Source organism: Roseibium sp. Sym1 (genome assembly GCF_027359675.1).
Classification (GTDB): Bacteria; Pseudomonadota; Alphaproteobacteria; order Rhizobiales; family Stappiaceae; genus Roseibium.
The window spans coordinates 247,942-265,221 of the sequence record NZ_CP114786.1; the positions used below are offsets into that span (position 1 = coordinate 247,942).

At 62.8% G+C, this 17,280-nt stretch carries 16 protein-coding genes; 8 read left to right on the forward strand and 8 right to left on the reverse strand.

Features of this window, described 5'->3' with window-relative positions; genetic code table 11:
* Positions 1-167 precede the first annotated feature (167 nt).
* Positions 168-842, reverse strand: a complete 675-nt coding sequence (locus O6760_RS01145; RefSeq protein ID WP_269583659.1) for a DNA-3-methyladenine glycosylase I — start codon at positions 840-842, stop codon at positions 168-170.
* A 167-nt stretch (positions 843-1,009) separates the two neighbouring features.
* On the reverse strand, positions 1,010-1,657 hold the full coding sequence (locus O6760_RS01150; RefSeq protein WP_269583660.1) for a protein phosphatase CheZ: 648 nt from the start codon (positions 1,655-1,657) through the stop codon (positions 1,010-1,012).
* Between the two features lie 362 nt (positions 1,658-2,019).
* Between O6760_RS01150 and O6760_RS01155 the strand changes: the two genes are divergently transcribed.
* The 3 genes from O6760_RS01155 (at position 2,020) to clcA (ending at position 5,316) form a co-directional block, all read left to right on the forward strand.
* Positions 2,020-2,745 carry a DUF2927 domain-containing protein gene (locus O6760_RS01155; RefSeq protein WP_269583661.1) on the forward strand — a complete coding sequence of 242 codons (726 nt, stop codon included), beginning with the start codon at positions 2,020-2,022 and terminating at the stop codon, positions 2,743-2,745.
* A 258-nt stretch (positions 2,746-3,003) separates the two neighbouring features.
* Entirely contained in the window at positions 3,004-3,771 is a 768-nt protein-coding gene (locus O6760_RS01160) for a L,D-transpeptidase (protein WP_269583662.1), read from the forward strand.
* Between the two features lie 189 nt (positions 3,772-3,960).
* Complete coding sequence (gene clcA / locus O6760_RS01165; protein WP_269583663.1) at positions 3,961-5,316, forward strand: H(+)/Cl(-) exchange transporter ClcA; 1,356 nt, start codon at positions 3,961-3,963, stop codon at positions 5,314-5,316.
* Positions 5,317-5,337: 21 nt separating this feature from the next.
* On the opposite strand, the gene glcF is transcribed toward clcA, so the two are convergent.
* The 4 genes from glcF to O6760_RS01185 all read right to left on the reverse strand — a co-directional run bounded on the left by glcF (position 5,338) and on the right by O6760_RS01185 (position 10,058).
* Entirely contained in the window at positions 5,338-6,675 is a 1,338-nt protein-coding gene (gene glcF, locus O6760_RS01170) for a glycolate oxidase subunit GlcF (RefSeq protein ID WP_269583664.1), read from the reverse strand.
* Positions 6,676-6,955: 280 nt separating this feature from the next.
* Positions 6,956-7,315: a DUF4870 family protein gene (locus O6760_RS01175; protein WP_269583665.1), complete on the reverse strand. Its 360-nt coding sequence runs from the start codon at positions 7,313-7,315 to the stop codon at positions 6,956-6,958.
* A 46-nt stretch (positions 7,316-7,361) separates the two neighbouring features.
* On the reverse strand, positions 7,362-8,552 hold the full coding sequence (glcE, locus tag O6760_RS01180) for a glycolate oxidase subunit GlcE (protein WP_269583666.1): 1,191 nt from the start codon (positions 8,550-8,552) through the stop codon (positions 7,362-7,364).
* Positions 8,553-8,561: 9 nt separating this feature from the next.
* Positions 8,562-10,058: an FAD-linked oxidase C-terminal domain-containing protein gene (locus O6760_RS01185; RefSeq protein ID WP_269583667.1), complete on the reverse strand. Its 1,497-nt coding sequence runs from the start codon at positions 10,056-10,058 to the stop codon at positions 8,562-8,564.
* 155 nt (positions 10,059-10,213) lie between these two features.
* On the opposite strand from O6760_RS01185, the gene O6760_RS01190 reads away from it, so the two are divergent.
* Positions 10,214-11,158: a LysR family transcriptional regulator gene (locus O6760_RS01190; RefSeq protein ID WP_269583668.1), complete on the forward strand. Its 945-nt coding sequence runs from the start codon at positions 10,214-10,216 to the stop codon at positions 11,156-11,158.
* Positions 11,159-11,295: 137 nt separating this feature from the next.
* Positions 11,296-11,691 (forward strand): c-type cytochrome, encoded by a 396-nt coding sequence (locus O6760_RS01195; RefSeq protein ID WP_269583669.1) that lies wholly within the window; start codon positions 11,296-11,298, stop codon positions 11,689-11,691.
* 78 nt (positions 11,692-11,769) lie between these two features.
* Here O6760_RS01195 and O6760_RS01200 read toward each other — a convergent pair whose 3' ends face one another.
* A complete protein-coding gene (locus O6760_RS01200) occupies positions 11,770-13,014 on the reverse strand; it encodes a DUF3422 family protein (protein ID WP_269583670.1) in 1,245 nt (414 codons plus the stop codon).
* Between the two features lie 249 nt (positions 13,015-13,263).
* On the opposite strand from O6760_RS01200, the gene O6760_RS01205 reads away from it, so the two are divergent.
* Positions 13,264-14,040 carry a FadR/GntR family transcriptional regulator gene (locus O6760_RS01205; RefSeq protein ID WP_269583671.1) on the forward strand — a complete coding sequence of 259 codons (777 nt, stop codon included), beginning with the start codon at positions 13,264-13,266 and terminating at the stop codon, positions 14,038-14,040.
* Between the two features lie 18 nt (positions 14,041-14,058).
* Complete coding sequence (locus O6760_RS01210) at positions 14,059-15,195, forward strand: alpha-hydroxy acid oxidase (protein ID WP_269583672.1); 1,137 nt, start codon at positions 14,059-14,061, stop codon at positions 15,193-15,195.
* Here O6760_RS01210 and O6760_RS01215 read toward each other — a convergent pair.
* Positions 15,161-16,051, reverse strand: coding sequence for a helix-turn-helix domain-containing protein (locus O6760_RS01215; protein ID WP_269583673.1), 891 nt, complete (start codon positions 16,049-16,051; stop codon positions 15,161-15,163). The two genes, O6760_RS01210 and O6760_RS01215, sit on opposite strands and share 35 nt — an antisense overlap.
* 60 nt (positions 16,052-16,111) lie before the next feature.
* On the opposite strand from O6760_RS01215, the gene O6760_RS01220 reads away from it, so the two are divergent.
* Complete coding sequence (locus O6760_RS01220; protein ID WP_269583674.1) at positions 16,112-17,089, forward strand: threonine dehydratase; 978 nt, start codon at positions 16,112-16,114, stop codon at positions 17,087-17,089.
* Positions 17,090-17,280: the final 191 nt, after the last annotated feature.

Genomic DNA, 17,280 nt, shown 5'->3' on the forward strand with positions numbered 1-17,280 from the left:
CTGGGTCTCCGCTTTCGCTGAGATGACACCTGTATTTTGGGCACGCGACCTCAGGCCTCCTCCCCTTTGCGGCGAGGGCTGGGGTGCAAGTCTGAAGGGCAAAATCGTTTCTGGTGGACCACGGCCAACGCCATACCGGCCGAGATCAATGCAGCTTTATTCAAACTCTACGCCGTCACCGGCCGCGTGAACGCGTCCCGCGCCGCCTCGACGCTTTGACGGCAGCAACAGCCCTCCAGGTGGTCGTTGACCATGCCCATCGACTGCATGAACGCGTAGACGGTGGTCGGACCGACGAAGCTCCAGCCGCGTTTTTTCAGGTCCTTCGACAGGGCGGTGCTTTCCGCGGTCTTGCCAAGCGTGCGCGCGGTGGCGAAATCGATTGTCTGCGGGCGGTCTTCCGGCTTCGGCTCGAAGGACCAGAAATAGGCGGCGAGCGAACCGAATTCGGCGCGCAGCTCCAACGCCCGCCGGGCGTTGTTGATGGTCGACTCGATCTTCTTGCGGTGGCGGACAATGCCGGCATCCTGGAGACAGCGTTCGACATCGGCTTCCGTGAACTGCGCAACCTTGCCGAACTCGAAATTGGCGAAGGCGGCGCGAAAGGCCTCGCGCTTGCGCAGGATGGTCAGCCAGGACAGGCCCGACTGGAAGCCTTCTAGGCAGACCTTTTCGAACAGGCGCCGGTCCTCGTCGACCGGCCAGCCCCATTCTGTGTCATGATAGCGCTGGTAGTCCTCCAGCCCGCCGTGCCACCAGCAGCGCGCCTTGCCGTCATGTCCCGTCAGCAACCCGGTTTCCGGATCGCGCTCCGCTTTCACCGTCATCTTGTCGTCAGCCATGGCCATCCCGATATTCACTCTTTGTTCTCGTCTTGGTAGCGGGAAGAGCCAACCGAGGCAAGTTCAAACTGGAAGTTCAGGCCCGCAACGGAAAAGCCCGACCGAATGGCCGACTACGGAAAAACCCGGCCGAATGGCCGGGCTCTTGAAACGGGAATTGCGAGGGATCAGGCGAACAGGGCGTCGATGTCGTCCTGGGTCGCGACGTCGATGTCGCTTTCCAGGGCCGGGCCGTTGAGCAGCGCCGCGTCACCTTCCTTGAGGTCGCGGGCTTCAACCTCGATGTCCTTGAAGGTCTCGATGCCGCCCCAGATGTCCATCATCTGGATGATCCGGTCCTCCACGAAGCGCAGCGTCGCCACGACTTTGGTGATGCGCTGGCCGGTCAGGTCCTGAAAGTTGCAGGCCTCGAAAATCTGGATGACCTTGTCCTGGATGTCTCCGGCGAGTTCGGCGTCTTCCTTGTCGACGCGGGCCGACAGGGTGTTTGCGGTCTCGTCAATGAATTCGGCGGCGGACAGGATCGTTTCCGTGGCCCCTTCCGTTCCGATGACAACCGCGTCGAGTTCGTTGGTGACGCGGGTCATTTCCTCACCCTCGGCCCCGGTGGTCTGGTGCAGCGTGGCGATTTCCCTCTTGGTCTGGGCAATCGCCTCGTAAATGGCATCCAGTTCGACCTTGAGCTTGGCGGCCTCGGACAATTCCTTGCGGAACTCGGCCATGAACTTTTCGCTCATGGCTTGCGGATCCACGGCGGACTGCTGCTGCTCCCCGCCACTTTTGACCATGGACTTCAGGCTGGCGATTTCAGCCATCACCTCCCGGTGGCGGCGTTCTTCTGCAAAAGCCGGATCCTCATTGGCCCCGGAATTCATACGTATCAAACTTTCCGCTCGGAAGGATCTTTTCACCGCGGCCATGCCTACTCCCGTCCCCAGCCCTGCAGGCTTTCTTAATTCGCAATACGAGCCAGCTATATCAGTGGAAGTTTAAGGAAATGTTTTTTCAAAACTTGATGTGCCTCCCGGGAGGATTTGCGCTTTGGTAACGGTTTCTTGGCTTTCCTCTTCCCGGTCCTTTGGTTATCCTCCGGACACCCAGATCAACAAACCCGTCAGGCGCCTGTCCAGGCCATGATTTCCGGGCCAATGTCGTTGCAAACGGTGCCTTGACCTCTATGACCTTCATGCGTTTTTTCCTGGCCTGTCTCCTGCTTCTTGGCGCCTCCACTCAAATGCCGCCTGCACGGGCCGCAAGCGATTCCTTTTCGACCGAGGAACTCCTGGAGGGATTCGAGAAAACCGTTTTCGGACTTGAATATCGCAGCTGGAGCTGGCGGCCCTACCTGGTCAAGAAGTTCACCCGGCCGGTGAACTTTTTCGTTCACAACCTGTCCTCGCGCGACCGTACGAGAACGGTCTACCGGTTCGTGAAGGAAATCGGCAACCGCGTCGGCGGGCTGACCACGAGCATCGCCAGCGACCCCTCGACCGCGAATTTCGAGGTCTATGTCGTCGATCGGGCGCAATATGAACAGGTGGTGAGGAAAGATATCTACAAGAGCGACCGTGCCCGGGTTCCGGGCCGCTGTCTCGTGCGCGTGGTGTCCGGCCGGGGCGGCATCAAGCGGTCGGCCGCCGTGATCGTTTCCGACGAGGGCGAATTTCTTTTCAAGCGCTGTCTTGTCGAGGAACTGCTGCAGGGTCTCGGCCCCATGAACGACGACGAGGCGCTCATTCATTCCGTCTTTAACGATTCCTCACGCCACAGCCGGTTCACGGTGTTCGACCAGATCATCCTGAACATGCTTTACGACCCGCGCATCAAGCCAGGCATGTCGATGAAGCAGACACGGCAGATCCTGCCGCTCGTCGCCCGGGATGCGCGCCGCAGTGTCCGTTAACCAAGGAATCGGGGAAAGCGGAGTGGATTCAATCCGCTTTGAATTCGTTAACCAAACGACTTCCCGCCTGGTGTGTTTTCGTTAAGCCTGTTCTTCAAGAAAAGAATAACCATAAGAAAAGATTACCTGAATTCTCCAGGCCGGATTCACTTTTGGCTGAGAGCCGCAGCTTATCATCCTTGCCAATCCGTTAACCGGCAGCTTTGGCCCAGCCCGAAGCCGCTGAACGTGGTCGATGACAAGTTTGCGAGTGCTGCCATGTTCCTTTTACGTCCGATTTCCCTTGGAGCCCTTGCGGGTGTCCTGATTGCCTGCGCGGGCCTTGCCGGCGCTCCGGCGTCCGCCGGTCAGGTCGCCCCGCCTCCGCTCGTCCTCAGTCCGAATCTGACCGAGCCCTGGATGCTGCAGCTGAAACCGCGCGTCCAGCGAAGGTCCACGGCAAACCGATACCAGTTCCGGCAGGTGCCGCAGCAGCAGCAACCCCGGGTGCGCCGCACGAACTGGTGGTCTCCCCGGCAGCAGCCGGTGCGCCAGCAGCCGCAACGGCAACGCCAGGCACAGCAACCGCAAAGCCGGCAGATCGCGCCGCAATTCCTGCCGACCGTGGTCGATTATGACGGTCCCCACAAGGCCGGCACGATCGTGATCGACACCAATGCCCGCTATCTCTATCTGGTGCAAAATGACGGCACCGCGCGCCGCTATGGGGTCGGCGTCGGCAAACCGGGCTTTGAATGGGCCGGCACGCACAAGATCACCCGCAAGGCCGAATGGCCGGATTGGCGCCCGCCTGCAGAAATGCGCAAGCGCCGCCCCGACCTGCCGACCTACATGGCCGGCGGACCGGAAAACCCGCTTGGTGCACGGGCCCTTTATCTCGGCTCGACGCTCTACCGCATCCACGGCTCGAACCAGCCCTGGACCATCGGCCACGCCGTTTCGTCCGGCTGCATCCGGATGCGCAACCAGGATGTCACCGATCTTTATGAACGCGTGGGTGTCGGCACCACGGTCCACGTCATCTAGCGTTCCAGGCTGTCGTGACCAATTAACGATTGGTGTCGTTGGTCTAGTTTGAAAACGCGCGGCAAGCCGCGCGTTTTCCAGTTCTGCCGCTCTCTTGCGAATTCCCTGTTTTCCCGGCAGGCTTTTCCTGCGCGCGGGCCGAATCAGCGGTCTGCGCAGTCCTTCATCCGAGTTCATCCGGCCAGCCGCATGCCAGACCCTTCCAAGTCCTTTTCCACACGATCGGATGCAGCCTATTGCCTCAAGGCCGCGCTGGTCGGCTTGCTGGTCGGCGCGCTGGCGACCGGGTTTCACACGGGGCTTGAGTTCCTGTTTGCCCAATATGCGGCCTTGCGGGCCGCGCTCGGTACGGGCCTTCTGCCCTATGCCGTATCGGCCGCGATTTCCGCCCTGTGCGTGACAGGCGCGTTCCTGCTTGTCCAGCGGGTCGCGCCGGAAGCCGCCGGCAGCGGCATCCAGGAAATCGAAGGCGCGATGGAAGACAAGCGGCCGCTTCGTCCGGCGTCCGTTCTGGTCGCCAAGTTCTTCGGCGGACTGCTCGCGCTCGGGTCCGGGCTGGTTCTCGGACGCGAGGGCCCCACGATCCACATGGGCTCCATGGCCGCGGAAGCCGTGTCCCGCTCGCGTCCCCTGTCACCCGACGATCACAAGGGACTGCTCGCTGCCGGTGCGGCTGCGGGCCTGGCGGCGGCCTTCAACGCCCCCCTGGCCGCGATCCTCTTCATCGTCGAGGAGACACGGCGGCAGTTTCCCTTCGGCTTCCGGACCTACATGGCCGTCATCATTGCCTCGATCCTGAGTGCGGCGGTCACCGAGGAGCTGACGGGCATCGGGCCGCCCCTTCTCGTCGAGGTCAGCTATGTACCGGTCTGGAGCTTCGCCCTGCTGGCCGTGCTCGGGATCTTTCTCGGCGGGCTCGGCGTGTTCTTCAACCGAGCCCTGATCACCGTCATGGACCTGTTCCTGAAAATCCCCTCGGGACTGCGTTGGCTGCCGGCACTGGCGGTCGGTGCCGCCACGGGCATTCTTCTCAATGCCTTTCCGGATGCCACCGGTGGCGGCGAGGATCTTGTGCATGGCCTGATCGCAAGCAAATACGGTGTCCTTGCGCTGTTGCTGATGACCGTCCTGCGCTTCAGCGGAGTGCTGTTTTCCTATGCCTCCGGAGTGCCCGGCGGCATCTTTGCACCGATGCTGTCGATCGCCACCTGCGCCGGGCTTGCCTTCGGCGTGGCCGCCGTGGGGCTTTTGCCGATCGAGGACGATTTCCGCGCCGCCTGTGCCGTCGCCGCCATGGGCGGTTTCTTCGCAGCCTCCGTGCGTGCGCCCATGGTCGGCGTTGTCCTTGTCATGGAACTGACCGGCGCCTATGCGCTGATCATGCCGGTGCTGGTCACCTGCACCACGGCGTCGCTGACCGCTCATCACCTGGGCGGCCGGCCCATCTACGAGGAACTTCTGGAACGCACGCTCCGGCTTGCGGGCGAGAAGGCGGACGCGGGACCGGACAAGACCCCGGTGCAACTGGGCACGCGGGACGGCTGACGTATCGCCAGGCCGCGGCGGCTATTCCGAGGCGTCGCGCGCGCGCAGGACCGGAGACAGTCCGTCCGGTTCCGGGCCGCCATAGACCCAGTCGAGCAGTTCGGCCGTGTGCAGGATCGGTATCCCGGTGCCGAGGCCGATCTGGGTCATGCAGCCGATATTGCCCGTGGCAATTACGTCCGGCCGGGTTTTCTCGATATTGGCCACCTTGCGGTCGCGCAGGCGGCGCGCGATCTCGGGCTGGAGAATGTTGTAGGTGCCCGCCGAACCGCAGCACAGGTGGCCTTCGGGAACATCCTTGACGGCAAACCCCGCCGCCTTGAGAAGGTCCTTGGGCTGACGGGTGATCTTCTGGCCGTGCTGCATGGAACAGGCGGAATGATAGGCGACGGTCAGGCCCGGATTGATGGCGGGCTCGCCAAGCTCGATACCGGTCAGGAATTCGGTGACGTCCCTCGCCAGCGCGGACACCCTTGCCGCTTTCTCGGCATAGGCCGGGTCGTCCTTCAGCATGTAGCCGTAGTCCTTTATCGTGGTGCCGCAGCCGGATGCCGTGATCAGGATCGCGTCAATGCCCTCGCCGTCCGCTTCCGCCGTCCAGACATCGACATTGCGGCGGGCGTTTTCCAGCGACGCTTCTTCCTTGCCCATGTGATGGACCAGCGCGCCGCAGCAGACCTCGCCCTTCGGCAGCACGATCTCGTAGCCGGCCCGCCGCAGCAGGCGGATGGTGGCATCATTGATGCCGGGATTGAGCACCGGCTGGGCGCAGCCGCTCAATAGCGCCACGCGGCCCTTGCGGGCCGATGCCTCGGCCCTGAATACGCCCGGGCCTTCCAGCTGGCCACGCATCGGCGCGCGGGCGGGGGCCAGTTCCAGCATGGCTCCCATCTTGGCCAGCGGGCCGCCCAGCAACTTGAACGCGCCGGCAAGCGGGCGGCCGAAAAACGCGCCGATGAGCGCCAGGCGGAAACGCTTCGGATAGGGCAGCACGAAGGCCAGCACCGAACGCATCAGCCGGTCCGACAGCGGGCGCTTGTAGGTTTTTTCGATGTGAATGCGGGCATGGTCGACCAGGTGCATGTAATGCACGCCCGAAGGGCACGTGGTCATGCAGGCGAGGCACGACAGACAGCGGTCGACATGCTTGACGATCTTTTCATCGGCCGGACGATCGTTTTCCAGCATGTCCTTGATCAGGTAGATGCGGCCACGCGGGCTGTCGAGTTCATCGCCAAGCAAGGTGAAGGTCGGGCAGGTCGCGGTGCAAAACCCGCAATGCACGCATTTGCGCAGGATCTGTTCCGAAGCCGCGACATGGCTGTCCTTCAACTGCTCTGCGGTGAAATTGGTCTGCATTTCGGCCTGCGTCCCCCTGCCCGTTTCCAGATCGGCTCCCGGACGACCGGCCCAAACCGGCCGGGCGTCCGCTCTCCTGCGGCGATCTCCTCATGAAGCGCCGCGGATCGTACGGTCTGGCGCGGGGCCGCACAAGGCACCTTTCGGGCACAATGGTTTTGCTCTCAGGGACAATCTGTCCCACCGGAATCGCGGCTTTCAACCGAACGGAAAGGAAATCCGCCGCGCCAGGCGCGCCGCCTTTGCAAGACCGGCGCGCCCCTGGCAGGCGTCGGTGTCCTCAGAACATCCAGGTCTGCGGGTTCGGGATCGGTTCCCCCCGGCCGGCCAGCTGAATGCCCTTGATGCAGCGGACGATCATCCAGATCAGAACGAGGATGATCAGAAGGAAGCCGATCAGGATGATGGTGAGCAGGCCGCTGATGATCCCGAACAGCAATCCGATCCAGAAGGTCCGGATCTGGTAGGTGTAGTGACTGTCGACCCAGGCCGTGCTTTGCCCGCGGTTCAAATAGGCGAAAATGACACCGACAATGGCGGTGAAGGGGACAATGATGTTTGCCAGATAAAGAATATAGATGAGCGTGGCGTTCTTGCCGCCCGGCTCCATGTAACCTGCGACATCGGATTGCTGTTCCATAACTGAACTCCGCTTCAAATGGCCCTTTGACACAAACGCTTTCAGACTACATGCCGGAGACCATTCGTCCAGGGTTTAGAATGCCCTTGGGATCGAATTGTTCCTTGAGACGCCGGGACAGCGCAGCAAGGGGGCCCGGCTGCGGTTGAAACACGGCTGTGTCGGAACGCACGGAAGGATCCGCACGCACCAGGGTGGCGTGGCCGCCGCCGACGGCCTCGACAGCCGTGCGGATCTTCGCCTGATGGATCTCGCCATCCGTGCACGACAGCCAGACGAGCCCGCCGCTCCAGTCATAAAAGGCGTCCAGTTCAAAAACGGTCTTCAGACGCGCCACCAGCTGCGGCCCGGCGGTCGGTGCGACGGATATCCGCCACACCGGGGTATCCCGCGCGGCGAACGGTTCCACGTTCCGTACCTTTTGCCAGATTTCCTTCGATCCCTGTTCTTCCAGGATCTGGGGCTTGCCGAAACCGGCCAGCCTCTCCTGGAGGGTTTTCATTCGATAGTCGACGGAGGACTTGAAACCTTCCAGCCTCAAAAGGGTTCTGCTCTTGCCGCCATCGACCCAGTCCGGCAAGTGGGCCGCGCCGGACACCTCGGCCGACGACCCCATGGCATCGCACAAGGCCTGAACACCGTCCTGGTCGTCCAGCCCCGCGAGGTAGAAGGTCGCCGATGTCTCGGGCTTGGGATTGACCTTCAAGGACACCGTCGTCGTCACGGCAAGGGTGCCGAAAGATCCGCACAATGCGCGCGGCAGGTCATAGCCGGTGACATTCTTGACCACCTTGCCACCGGACCTGAAGATTTCGCCCCGTCCCGACACCGCTTCCATGCCGAGGACGTGATCGCGTGCGGCCCCGGCCTTGATGCGCCTGGGCCCGGACAGGTTGGCCGCAAGCACGCCGCCGATCGTCCCCCGTCCCGGTTCCTCTCCGAACAATGGCCCGTAGTCCATCGGTTCGAAGGAGAGTTCCTGTCCGTTGTCGTCGACGAGTTTTTCGACTTCGCCAATCGGTGTCCCGGCCTTGACCGTCAGCACCAGCTCAGCCGGTTCGTAACTTTCAACACCAGCCAGATCCGACAGGTCGAGAACATGGGCCGCCTGAACCGGGCGCCCGAGGGCCCGCTTCGACCCCTGTCCCACGATTTCCAGGGGCTGGGTCTCGCCGGCGGCCCATTTGATCACATCTTCGACGTCTGTTGCGCCGCGCGGTTTCAAGGTTGCGTCCATGTTGCCCTCTCAGAACCGCGGGATATCAGGAAAAGGCAACTGGCCCTTGTGCACATGCATCTTGCCGAGTTCGGCGCAACGATGCAGCACCGGAAACACCTTGCCCGGATTGAGCAGGTGTTTCTCGTCAAAGGCGCACTTGACCCGTTGTTGCTGTTTCAGGTCGGCCTCGGAGAACATGTCCGTCATCAGGTCGCGCTTCTCGATGCCGACCCCGTGTTCACCGGTCAGAACCCCGCCGACCTCGACGCACAGGCGCAGGATGTCCGCGCCGAAGGCTTCGGCGGCGTCAAGTTCCCCCGGCTTGTTGGCGTCATACAGGATCAGCGGATGCAGGTTGCCGTCGCCCGCGTGAAAGACATTGGCAACGCCAAGGCCGTGCTTGTCTCCCAGTTCGCGCATGCGGGCCAGGACCTTCGGCAATTCGCGCCGCGGGATCGTACCGTCCATGCACAGATAGTCCGGCGAGATCCGGCCGACCGCCGGAAAGGCTGCCTTGCGCCCCGCCCAGAACGTCATGCGCTCTTCCTCGTTTTCCGAGACGCGCAGGTGACTGGCCTTGTTGGCCCTGGCGATTTCCTCGACCCGTCCGATCAGGTAGTCCACTTCGCCTTCCGGTCCGTCCAGTTCGACGATCAGCAGGGCTTCCACGTCGCGCGGGTAACCGGCATTGACGAAATCTTCCGCGGCATGAATGGCCGGCTTGTCCATCATTTCCATGCCGCCGGGAATGATGCCCGCCGCGATGATGTCGGCCACGCAGCGGCCGCCGTCTTCGCTGGTGGGAAATCCGATCAGCAGGGCGCGCGCCGTTTCCGGTTTCTGCAGGATGCGCACGGTCACCTCGGTGACGACACCAAGCAACCCTTCCGACCCGGTCATCAGGGCCAGGAGGTCGTAACCTTCACTGTCCAGATGCTTGCCGCCCAGCCGGATCACCTCGCCGTTGATCAGAACCATTTCCAGGCCGAGCACGTTGTTGGTGGTCAGACCGTATTTCAGGCAATGCACGCCGCCCGAATTCTCGGCAATGTTGCCGCCGATGGAACAGGCGATCTGGGAGGACGGGTCCGGCGCGTAGTAGAAGCCTTCGTGTTCGACGGCCCTGGTAATGCCGAGATTGGTCACACCCGGCTGAACCACCACCGCCCGGTTGGCATAATCGATGTCGAGCACGCGATTGAATTTCATCATCGAAAGCAGCACACCGTCTTCCAAAGGAAGAGCCCCACCCGACAAGGATGTCCCCGCTCCGCGCGGCACCACCTTGACGTCATGCTCATGACAGTATTTCAGCACCTTGGAGACCTGTTCGACCGTCTCGGGCAGCACGACAATCAGCGGCAGTTGCCGGTAGGCCGTCAGGGCATCCGTTTCGTAGGCCCGCATTTCGCGCTCGTCATGGATAACACCTTCCCCGGGCACGATGGCCTGCAGCGCGCTCAGGATTTCCTTGCGGCGGGCGATTACGGCCTGATCGGGGGGAGGCATCGCAATGGCGGTCACGAATAATGATCCTTCTACTTTTTAGCCCATTGATCCAACAAGCTAGGTCTGACGTATGATAGTCGTGTAGTGCAACGCGTTTCCGCGAGTGTGGCAAGCTTCTTTGTCCGGGGAAACGTTCTGGAAATACTAATTGTCTTTCTGAGAGATTGAAAATGAGCAATCTGACGGACATGGAGATTTTCGCAAGAGTGGTCAGCGCCGGCAGCATGTCGGCCGCCGGCCGCGAAATGGGACTGTCGCCGGCCGTGGTCTCCAAACGCATCCGCCGTCTTGAGGAAAAACTCGGCACGCGGCTTCTGCAACGCACCACCCGCCAGATTGCCATGACCGAGGCCGGCCAGGGCTTTTATGAAAGGGTCGTTGCCATTCTGGCTTCGGTTGAGGAGGCCGAGTCCTTTGTTTCCCGCGGATCCGCGAAAGCACGGGGCAATCTCAAGGTGGCCGTTCCAACGTCGTTCGGCCGGCTGCATATCGCGCCGCATCTGGGAACCTTCCTGATGGAAAATCCGGACCTGTCCGTCAATCTGGATCTGTCCGACGACTTTGTCGACATCGTCGGCGACGGCTATGACCTTGCCATCCGCATTGCGGAACTGTCCGACAGCAGCCTCGTCGCCCGCCGCCTTGCGCCCGTTCACCGGGTCCTGTGCGCCAGCCCGGACTATGTCGCCAGGCATGGCACACCGGAAAGTATCGACGATCTGTTGACCAACCATGTCACGATCGCGGCAACCAACCAGGATCCCTGGCGCCTGGCCGGCCCGAACGGCATCGAGACGGTTCGAACGCAGGCTCCCGTCAAAACCAATTCCAACGAAGTCGTGCGCGAGTGCGTGATGGCGGGTGTCGGCATCGCGCTGCGTTCCACCTGGGATGTCGGCCCGGAATTGCGCGAGGGAAAACTGCAGATCCTTCTGCCCCAGTACCGGGCTTCCAAGGATGTCGGGCTTTACGCGGTCTATCCGAGCCGCCAGTTCCTCCCCGCAAAGGTTCGCGTGTTCATCGACTTCCTCGCGGGCCTCTACGGTTCGTCTCCCTACTGGGATGCCGGACTTGAAGAATGGCTGAGGTTGCCCAGCAACGCGCAGGCGGGTTGATTACTCCTGAAATCAAACTTTATAGTGCCACCGGCCGACAGGCCCGGAGCGGCTGCGACGGTGCGTCGCTTGCATCCGCACCGGGCATCCTGTTCTGTTGTCCGCGGGTGCAATCGCCCGAACCGAGGGAGAAACATATGCAGCGACTGCTGATTATCGCCGGAACCGCGCTTCTGGCCCTGACCGTCCAGGCGAGCGCCGACGGCGATGCCGCCAAGGGCGAAAAAGTATTCCGCAAGTGCAAGGCGTGCCATGCCGTTGGCCCCGACGCCAAGAACAAGGTCGGCCCTGAACTGAACGGCATTGTCGGTCGCGACTGGGGTGCGGTCGAAGGCTACAAATATTCAAACGACCTCCTTGAAATGAGCGACGGCAAGGTCTGGGACGTCGAAACGCTCGACGCCTATCTGACCAAGCCGAAGGACATGATCCCCAAGGGCAAGATGGCCTTTGCCGGTCTGCGCAAGGAAGACGACCGGGCCGATGTGATCGCCTACCTGGCCCAGTTCAATGCCGAGGGTGGGACCGAGTAGGACCACGGAAATCTGCGGACAACATCAGGCCGGCACGTCCCGGCCTTTTGTTTGTCCGGAGCCCGCCAGACCGGCAAGTCAGTGCTCGCCGTGCTGCTGGCGGATGCGCTTGACGGTCCACCAGATCACCAGGACGACCACCGGCACCGCCAGTCCGGTCATGATATTGGCATCCGGCAATCGAAGCCCGGTTCCCTTGGCCGCCTTGGCCAGATAGGAAATCAGTCCGACGACATAATAGCTGACGGCCGCGACCGAGAGGCCCTCGACCGTCTGCTGCAGGCGCAGTTGCAGTTGCGCACGGCGGTTCATGGATTCCAGCAGGGACCGGTTCTGGTCCTCCAGCTCCACATCGACGCGCGTGCGCAGCAGGGTCGTTGCCCGGGCCAGTTTTCTGGACAGCATCGCCTGGCGGTCCTCGATCGCCTGGCAGGTGCGCATGGCCGGAGCAAGCCGGCGGACCAGGAACGACGCCATCGACAATTCGCCCGGGGCCGCTTCTTCCCGCAGAGCCTCAAGGCGCGCCCTGACGATCTGGTCATAGGCGCGGCTGGCACCGAAGCGGAACGTGCTGGCGGTCGCGCCTGCCTCAAGTGCCGCCGCCAGGGCGCTCAGCTTGTCGAGCAGATCCTGGTTCGCCCCAAGCGCCGACGTGTCCTTCATCTGACCGGTCAGCTCCGCCAGCTCGAGTTCAAAGCGCCTGATTTCGGGTTGAAGACTGGTGGCCTCGAACAGGCCGAGCATGGCCAGGGTGCGGTAGGTCTCCACCTCCAGAAGACGTTGCACGATCGCGCCGGTCTGGACTTCGCTCATGGTCCGGTTGCAGACCAGGATCCGCGTCATGCCGTCACCGTCCTGGCGGAAGTCGGTGGCGGCCATGGCGGCTCCGTCCTCCAGCGTCGAGACAGTCATGCTGCTCTCGTCGAATTGGCTGCGCCACTCGATCGTGTCGTCGCCGCCCCGCACCTCGAGGCGCACAGCCACGAGCAGGTCGCCCGGCGCATGGAAGGCCGCGCCGAAAGGATGGTTGATCGGCACGCGTCCGAAGATGGTCTGCGTATGAGCGGCCCCGTCCCAGGTATAGGTCGTGAATTCGGCGTGCTGTTCCCAGCTCAGTGTGCCGCCGCCAAAGGGGATCGTATGATGGCGCGCCCCCGGGGCCGGGCCGTGTCCGCCTCTGGACACGCAGAATTCGGTCAGCCAGGCATGATCGCGCGCAGCTTCATCGGCGTCGGTCAGAAAGGCGTAGTGCAGCAATGTGCGCGGACAGCCGATTGCCCGGAACGGACGCGCATGGACCTCTCCCAGGACCTTTTCCCTCAAGGGAGACGTCCGAAAGGTCGGAAAGGACGACCCGTTTTCTGACCCCTGTTCCAATATGCGATCCTCGACGAAAGTAGTGCATCTCTCTCCTCACATTCCCTGAAGGAACCCCGGAAACCAACCGGGATTTTCGAGGTTGTGGCGAAATGACTGTGCGGCGCGACATTTCCGCAACAAGAATTGGATAAAAAAATTGACCAATTTCGATTTTGTGGCTAGGATCCTGCCGTCAAGGAGATGAAAAGCGCCATGTTCCGGCCCGTCGACCATCAGAAAACCGCCCTCGCAGCGGTCGAGCAGATCGAGGATCTGATCCTGAAGGGCGTTCTGAAGTCCGGCGACCGCCTTCCGGCCGAGCGGGACCTGGCCGAACAGATGACGGTCTCGCGGCCGGTCCTGCGTGATGCCCTGAAGATCCTGGAGGAACGGCAACTCGTCGAGGCCCGCCGGGGCGGCGGGACCTTCGTTGCCGACCTGATCGGCCCGATCTTTTCCGAGGCGATCGTTCAGCTGATCGCCCGGCACCCCTCCGCCAAGACCGACTATTTCGAATTTCGCAGGGGGATCGAAGGCCAGGCGGCGGCGCTGGCGGCCCGGCGCGCGGCTCCATCCGATCTCGACCGGCTGGATGATATCGTCGACCAGATGAAGGTGGCGCACGAGATGGGCGAGCTGGCCACGGAGAGCCGGCTGGACGTGGCTTTCCACCACGCGGTCGGCGAAGCCGCGCACAATGTGGTCCTGTTGCACACGCTGCGCTCCTGCTACCGCCTTCTGGAGAACGGCGTCTTCTACAATCGCGGCCGGCTGTATCATCATCCGACGGCCCGGATAGAGCTGCTTGCGCAGCACATCGCCATTGCCGGGGCCATCCGGGCAGGCGACGCCGAAGCCGCGCGGCAGGCCTCCGAAGACCATATCGACTATGTGCAGAACACGCTGAACGAGGCCGAAGACCTTGACCAGCGCGAAAAGCTTGCCGGACTCCGGCGCCCCAAGACCGAAAAACCAACCCCTCGTTCCTGATATTCGGGAGGAACTCCGATGACTGTTGTTACCGACGTAGCCGACTTGCAGGCCCTCGCCCGGCGGCGGGTGCCGCGAATGTTCTACCAATATGCCGATACCGGATCCTGGACCCAGAGCACCTACCGCGACAACGAGGCGGCCCTGCAGCGCCAGAAGCTGCGCCAGCGGGTGGCGCGCAACATCGACAACCGCTCGCTCAAGACGACCATGATCGGCCAGGACGTGTCGATGCCGGTCGCCCTCGCACCGGTCGGCCTGACCGGCATGCAGCATGCCGACGGCGAGATCCTCGCTGCCCAGGCCGCCGAGGAATTCGGCGTGCCGTTCACCCTGTCGACCATGAGCGTCTGTTCCATCGAGGATGTTGCGGAGAACACCAAGAACCCGTTCTGGTTCCAGCTCTATGTCATGCGCGACCGCGGCTTTTCGGAAAACCTGATGCAGCGGGCGACCGCTGCCGGTTGCTCGGCGCTGGTGCTGACGCTCGACCTGCAGGTGCTCGGCCAGCGTCACCAGGACATCAAGAACGGTCTGTCGACCCCGCCCAAGCCGAAGCTGGACGTCCTTATCGACCTCGCCTTCAAGCCGCGCTGGTGCTGGAACATGCTGCAGACCAGGCGTCACCAGTTCGGTAACATCCACGGCCATGTCTCCGGCGTCGACGACATGACGTCGCTGGCGGAATGGACCAACAGCCAGTTCGACCCGACGCTCGACTGGTCGTCCGTCGAATGGGTCAAGAAACACTGGGACCGCAAGCTGATCCTCAAGGGCATCAACGATGTCGAGGATGCGAAGATCGCCGCGGAACTCGGCGCCGACGCCATCGTCGTCTCCAACCATGGCGGCCGCCAGCTCGACGGGGCGCTTGCCTCCTATGACGTGCTGGCCGACATCGTCGATGCGGTCGGCGACAAGATCGAAGTGCATTTCGACGGCGGCATCCGTTCGGGCCAGGACATCTTCAAGGCCGTCGCCACGGGTGCGCACAGCACCTATATCGGCCGTGCCTTCATCTACGGCCTCGGCGCCATGGGCAAGGCGGGCGTGACCAAGGTTCTGGAAATCATGCGCAAGGAACTGGATGTCACCATGGGCCTGTGCGGCGAGACCGACATCACCAAGGTCGGCCGGCACAACCTGGTGCTTTGACCCTCGCCAGATCGGACGGAACGATCCCGAGGCGGTTCTTGAAGCAGGTCGCCATGTGACCTTGTGACGAAAATCCCGCTGCCGCTGCGACTTCCGCCAGCGGCAGCCGGGTGTCCGCGATCAGCCGGCGCGCCCGCTGCAGCCGGCGGCTCAGGATGAAATCATAGGGCGACTGGCCGCAACAGGCGGCGAAGGCGCGGCTCAGGAAACTCGCCGACACGCCGATGTCGCGCGCGATACCGGCCACGGTCAGCCCCGTTTCCAGGTTGGCCTCGATCAGGTCCGTGACACGGCGGAAGCGGGACGGTGTCATCCAGCGGGCCGCTTTCGCCTGGCTGTTTCGCATTTCAACCGCGCCAGTCAGACGGGCGATCCAGGTCTCCGCGTCCAGAGCCTCCGGCGTCTTGCCTGCCAGCAGCCACTTGCGGATTTCGCTTGCAGCGCGGAGAGCGCCGGGCACCTGGATGTTTGTCCGGTACGCCCGCGTTTCCAGACTGATCCCGCGCCCGCTGATCTGGAGATATTCCCCACCCGTGCCGGAACCGGACCGGACATCGCAGCCCCCCGGCGTCAGCGCGAGCGAATTCGGCAGGCGGCAGAACGGCACGCGCCTGTCCGCTCCGATGGCATGGCTGCCGCGCTGCAGGTCGAAGGCAAACCCGACCGTGTCGTCCGGGGCGACAAAGCCGATGTCATAGGCAGCCGCGGGCAACAGCGTGAGCCGATGGCCCGCGACCGTCAGCCTTCGCGGCCGGAGCGCAGCATTGCCCTGTTCGGGATCCGGTGTCATGGCCACACCCTGACGGAGCCGGTCCCCGGAGGCAAGCGCGTTCCGGTTCAGGATTTTGAAAGACAATCGTCCGGCAGCCGGGCTATCACCGGGGCTGAACAAACGCCGCACCAACAGAGCCTGACCATGACCCCTCTCTTCACGCTGGATGACCTCGACGCCGCCCTGCCGATTGTCCGCCGCCTGGTTCCCGAAACACCGGCCTATGCCTGGCCGCTGCTGAAGGAACGCTTCGGCGTCGATATCGCGGTCAAGCACGAGAACCACACGCCGATAGGCGCCTTCAAGGCGCGCAGTTCGATCGTCTTCATCCAGAAACACATCGACGAAAACGGCCGGCCTGCCGGCGTCGTCACGGCCACACGCGGCAATCACGGCCAGTCGATGGCACTTGCCGCCCGAACCCTGGGCCTGCCCGCGACGATCGTCGTGCCCGAGGGCAACGCGGAAGGCAAGAACCGGGCAATGCAGGCCTTTGGCGCGGAGCTTGTGATCGACGGTCGCGACTTCGACATCTCACGGCGCACCGCCCAGCGGCTTGCCGAAGAACGCGGTCTGCTGATGGTTCCGAGTTTTCACAAGAACATTGTGCTCGGGGTCGGAACCTATGCGCTTGAATTCTTCCGCGCGCATCCGGATCTCGATGTTGTCTATGCGCCGGTCGGAATGGGTTCCGGCGTCTGCGGCCTGATCACGGTCCGCGACCTGCTCGGCCTGAAGACCGAGATCGTTCCTGTGGTCACCGAAAATGCCCCCGCATACGCCCTCTCCTTCAGCGCCGGCAAAGTCGTCACCACCGAGACGGCAAAGACATTCGCCGACGGCATGGCCTGCCGGGAACCTCTTCAGGAGGCCCTGGACATCCTGACAGCAGGCGCGGACCGGATCGTGACCGTCTCGGTTGACGAGATCGCCGAGGCCATCAGGGTCCTCTTCGCCGACACGCACAACCTTGCCGAAGGCGCCGGCGCGGCGGCACTTGCCGCACTCGCCAAGGACAGGGCACGGCTCAAAGGCAAGACAGCCGGCATCATTCTCTCCGGCGGCAATCTGGACGAAGCCATGATGCAGACGGTTCTGGGGGGTGGCACGCCGGTGGTTTGATAGCAGCCTCCTCTTGGGAGAACCCCGCGGTTCGGGAGCAAGCAGCCGATCTTTCAAGACAGCGCTGCCGCGCTTCCTCAGGATGAAGTTGGGTGTTGGGGCCAGCCTTGTTTTGGCGGTACAGGCGGCGCCCCAAAGACGTTGTCCTTCCCGCGAAAGCGGGATCCAGGACACTCCATCAGCTCTGTGAT

Excerpts from the sequence above, each read along its gene's own strand:
- O6760_RS01160 (WP_269583662.1), top strand. The coding sequence starts at position 3,004 with ATGTTCCTTTTACGTCCGATTTCCCTTGGAGCCCTTGCGGGTGTCCTG.
- glcF (WP_269583664.1), bottom strand. The coding sequence starts at position 6,675 with ATGCAGACCAATTTCACCGCAGAGCAGTTGAAGGACAGCCATGTCGCG.
- O6760_RS01145 (WP_269583659.1), bottom strand. The coding sequence starts at position 842 with ATGGCTGACGACAAGATGACGGTGAAAGCGGAGCGCGATCCGGAAACC.
- O6760_RS01205 (WP_269583671.1), top strand. The coding sequence starts at position 13,264 with ATGTTCCGGCCCGTCGACCATCAGAAAACCGCCCTCGCAGCGGTCGAG.
- O6760_RS01150 (WP_269583660.1), bottom strand. The coding sequence starts at position 1,657 with ATGGCTGAAATCGCCAGCCTGAAGTCCATGGTCAAAAGTGGCGGGGAG.
- O6760_RS01175 (WP_269583665.1), bottom strand. The coding sequence starts at position 7,315 with ATGGAACAGCAATCCGATGTCGCAGGTTACATGGAGCCGGGCGGCAAG.
- O6760_RS01190 (WP_269583668.1), top strand. The coding sequence starts at position 10,214 with ATGAGCAATCTGACGGACATGGAGATTTTCGCAAGAGTGGTCAGCGCC.
- clcA (WP_269583663.1), top strand. The coding sequence starts at position 3,961 with ATGCCAGACCCTTCCAAGTCCTTTTCCACACGATCGGATGCAGCCTAT.
- O6760_RS01210 (WP_269583672.1), top strand. The coding sequence starts at position 14,059 with ATGACTGTTGTTACCGACGTAGCCGACTTGCAGGCCCTCGCCCGGCGG.
- O6760_RS01155 (WP_269583661.1), top strand. The coding sequence starts at position 2,020 with ATGACCTTCATGCGTTTTTTCCTGGCCTGTCTCCTGCTTCTTGGCGCC.
- glcE (WP_269583666.1), bottom strand. The coding sequence starts at position 8,552 with ATGGACGCAACCTTGAAACCGCGCGGCGCAACAGACGTCGAAGATGTG.
- O6760_RS01195 (WP_269583669.1), top strand. The coding sequence starts at position 11,296 with ATGCAGCGACTGCTGATTATCGCCGGAACCGCGCTTCTGGCCCTGACC.
- O6760_RS01220 (WP_269583674.1), top strand. The coding sequence starts at position 16,112 with ATGACCCCTCTCTTCACGCTGGATGACCTCGACGCCGCCCTGCCGATT.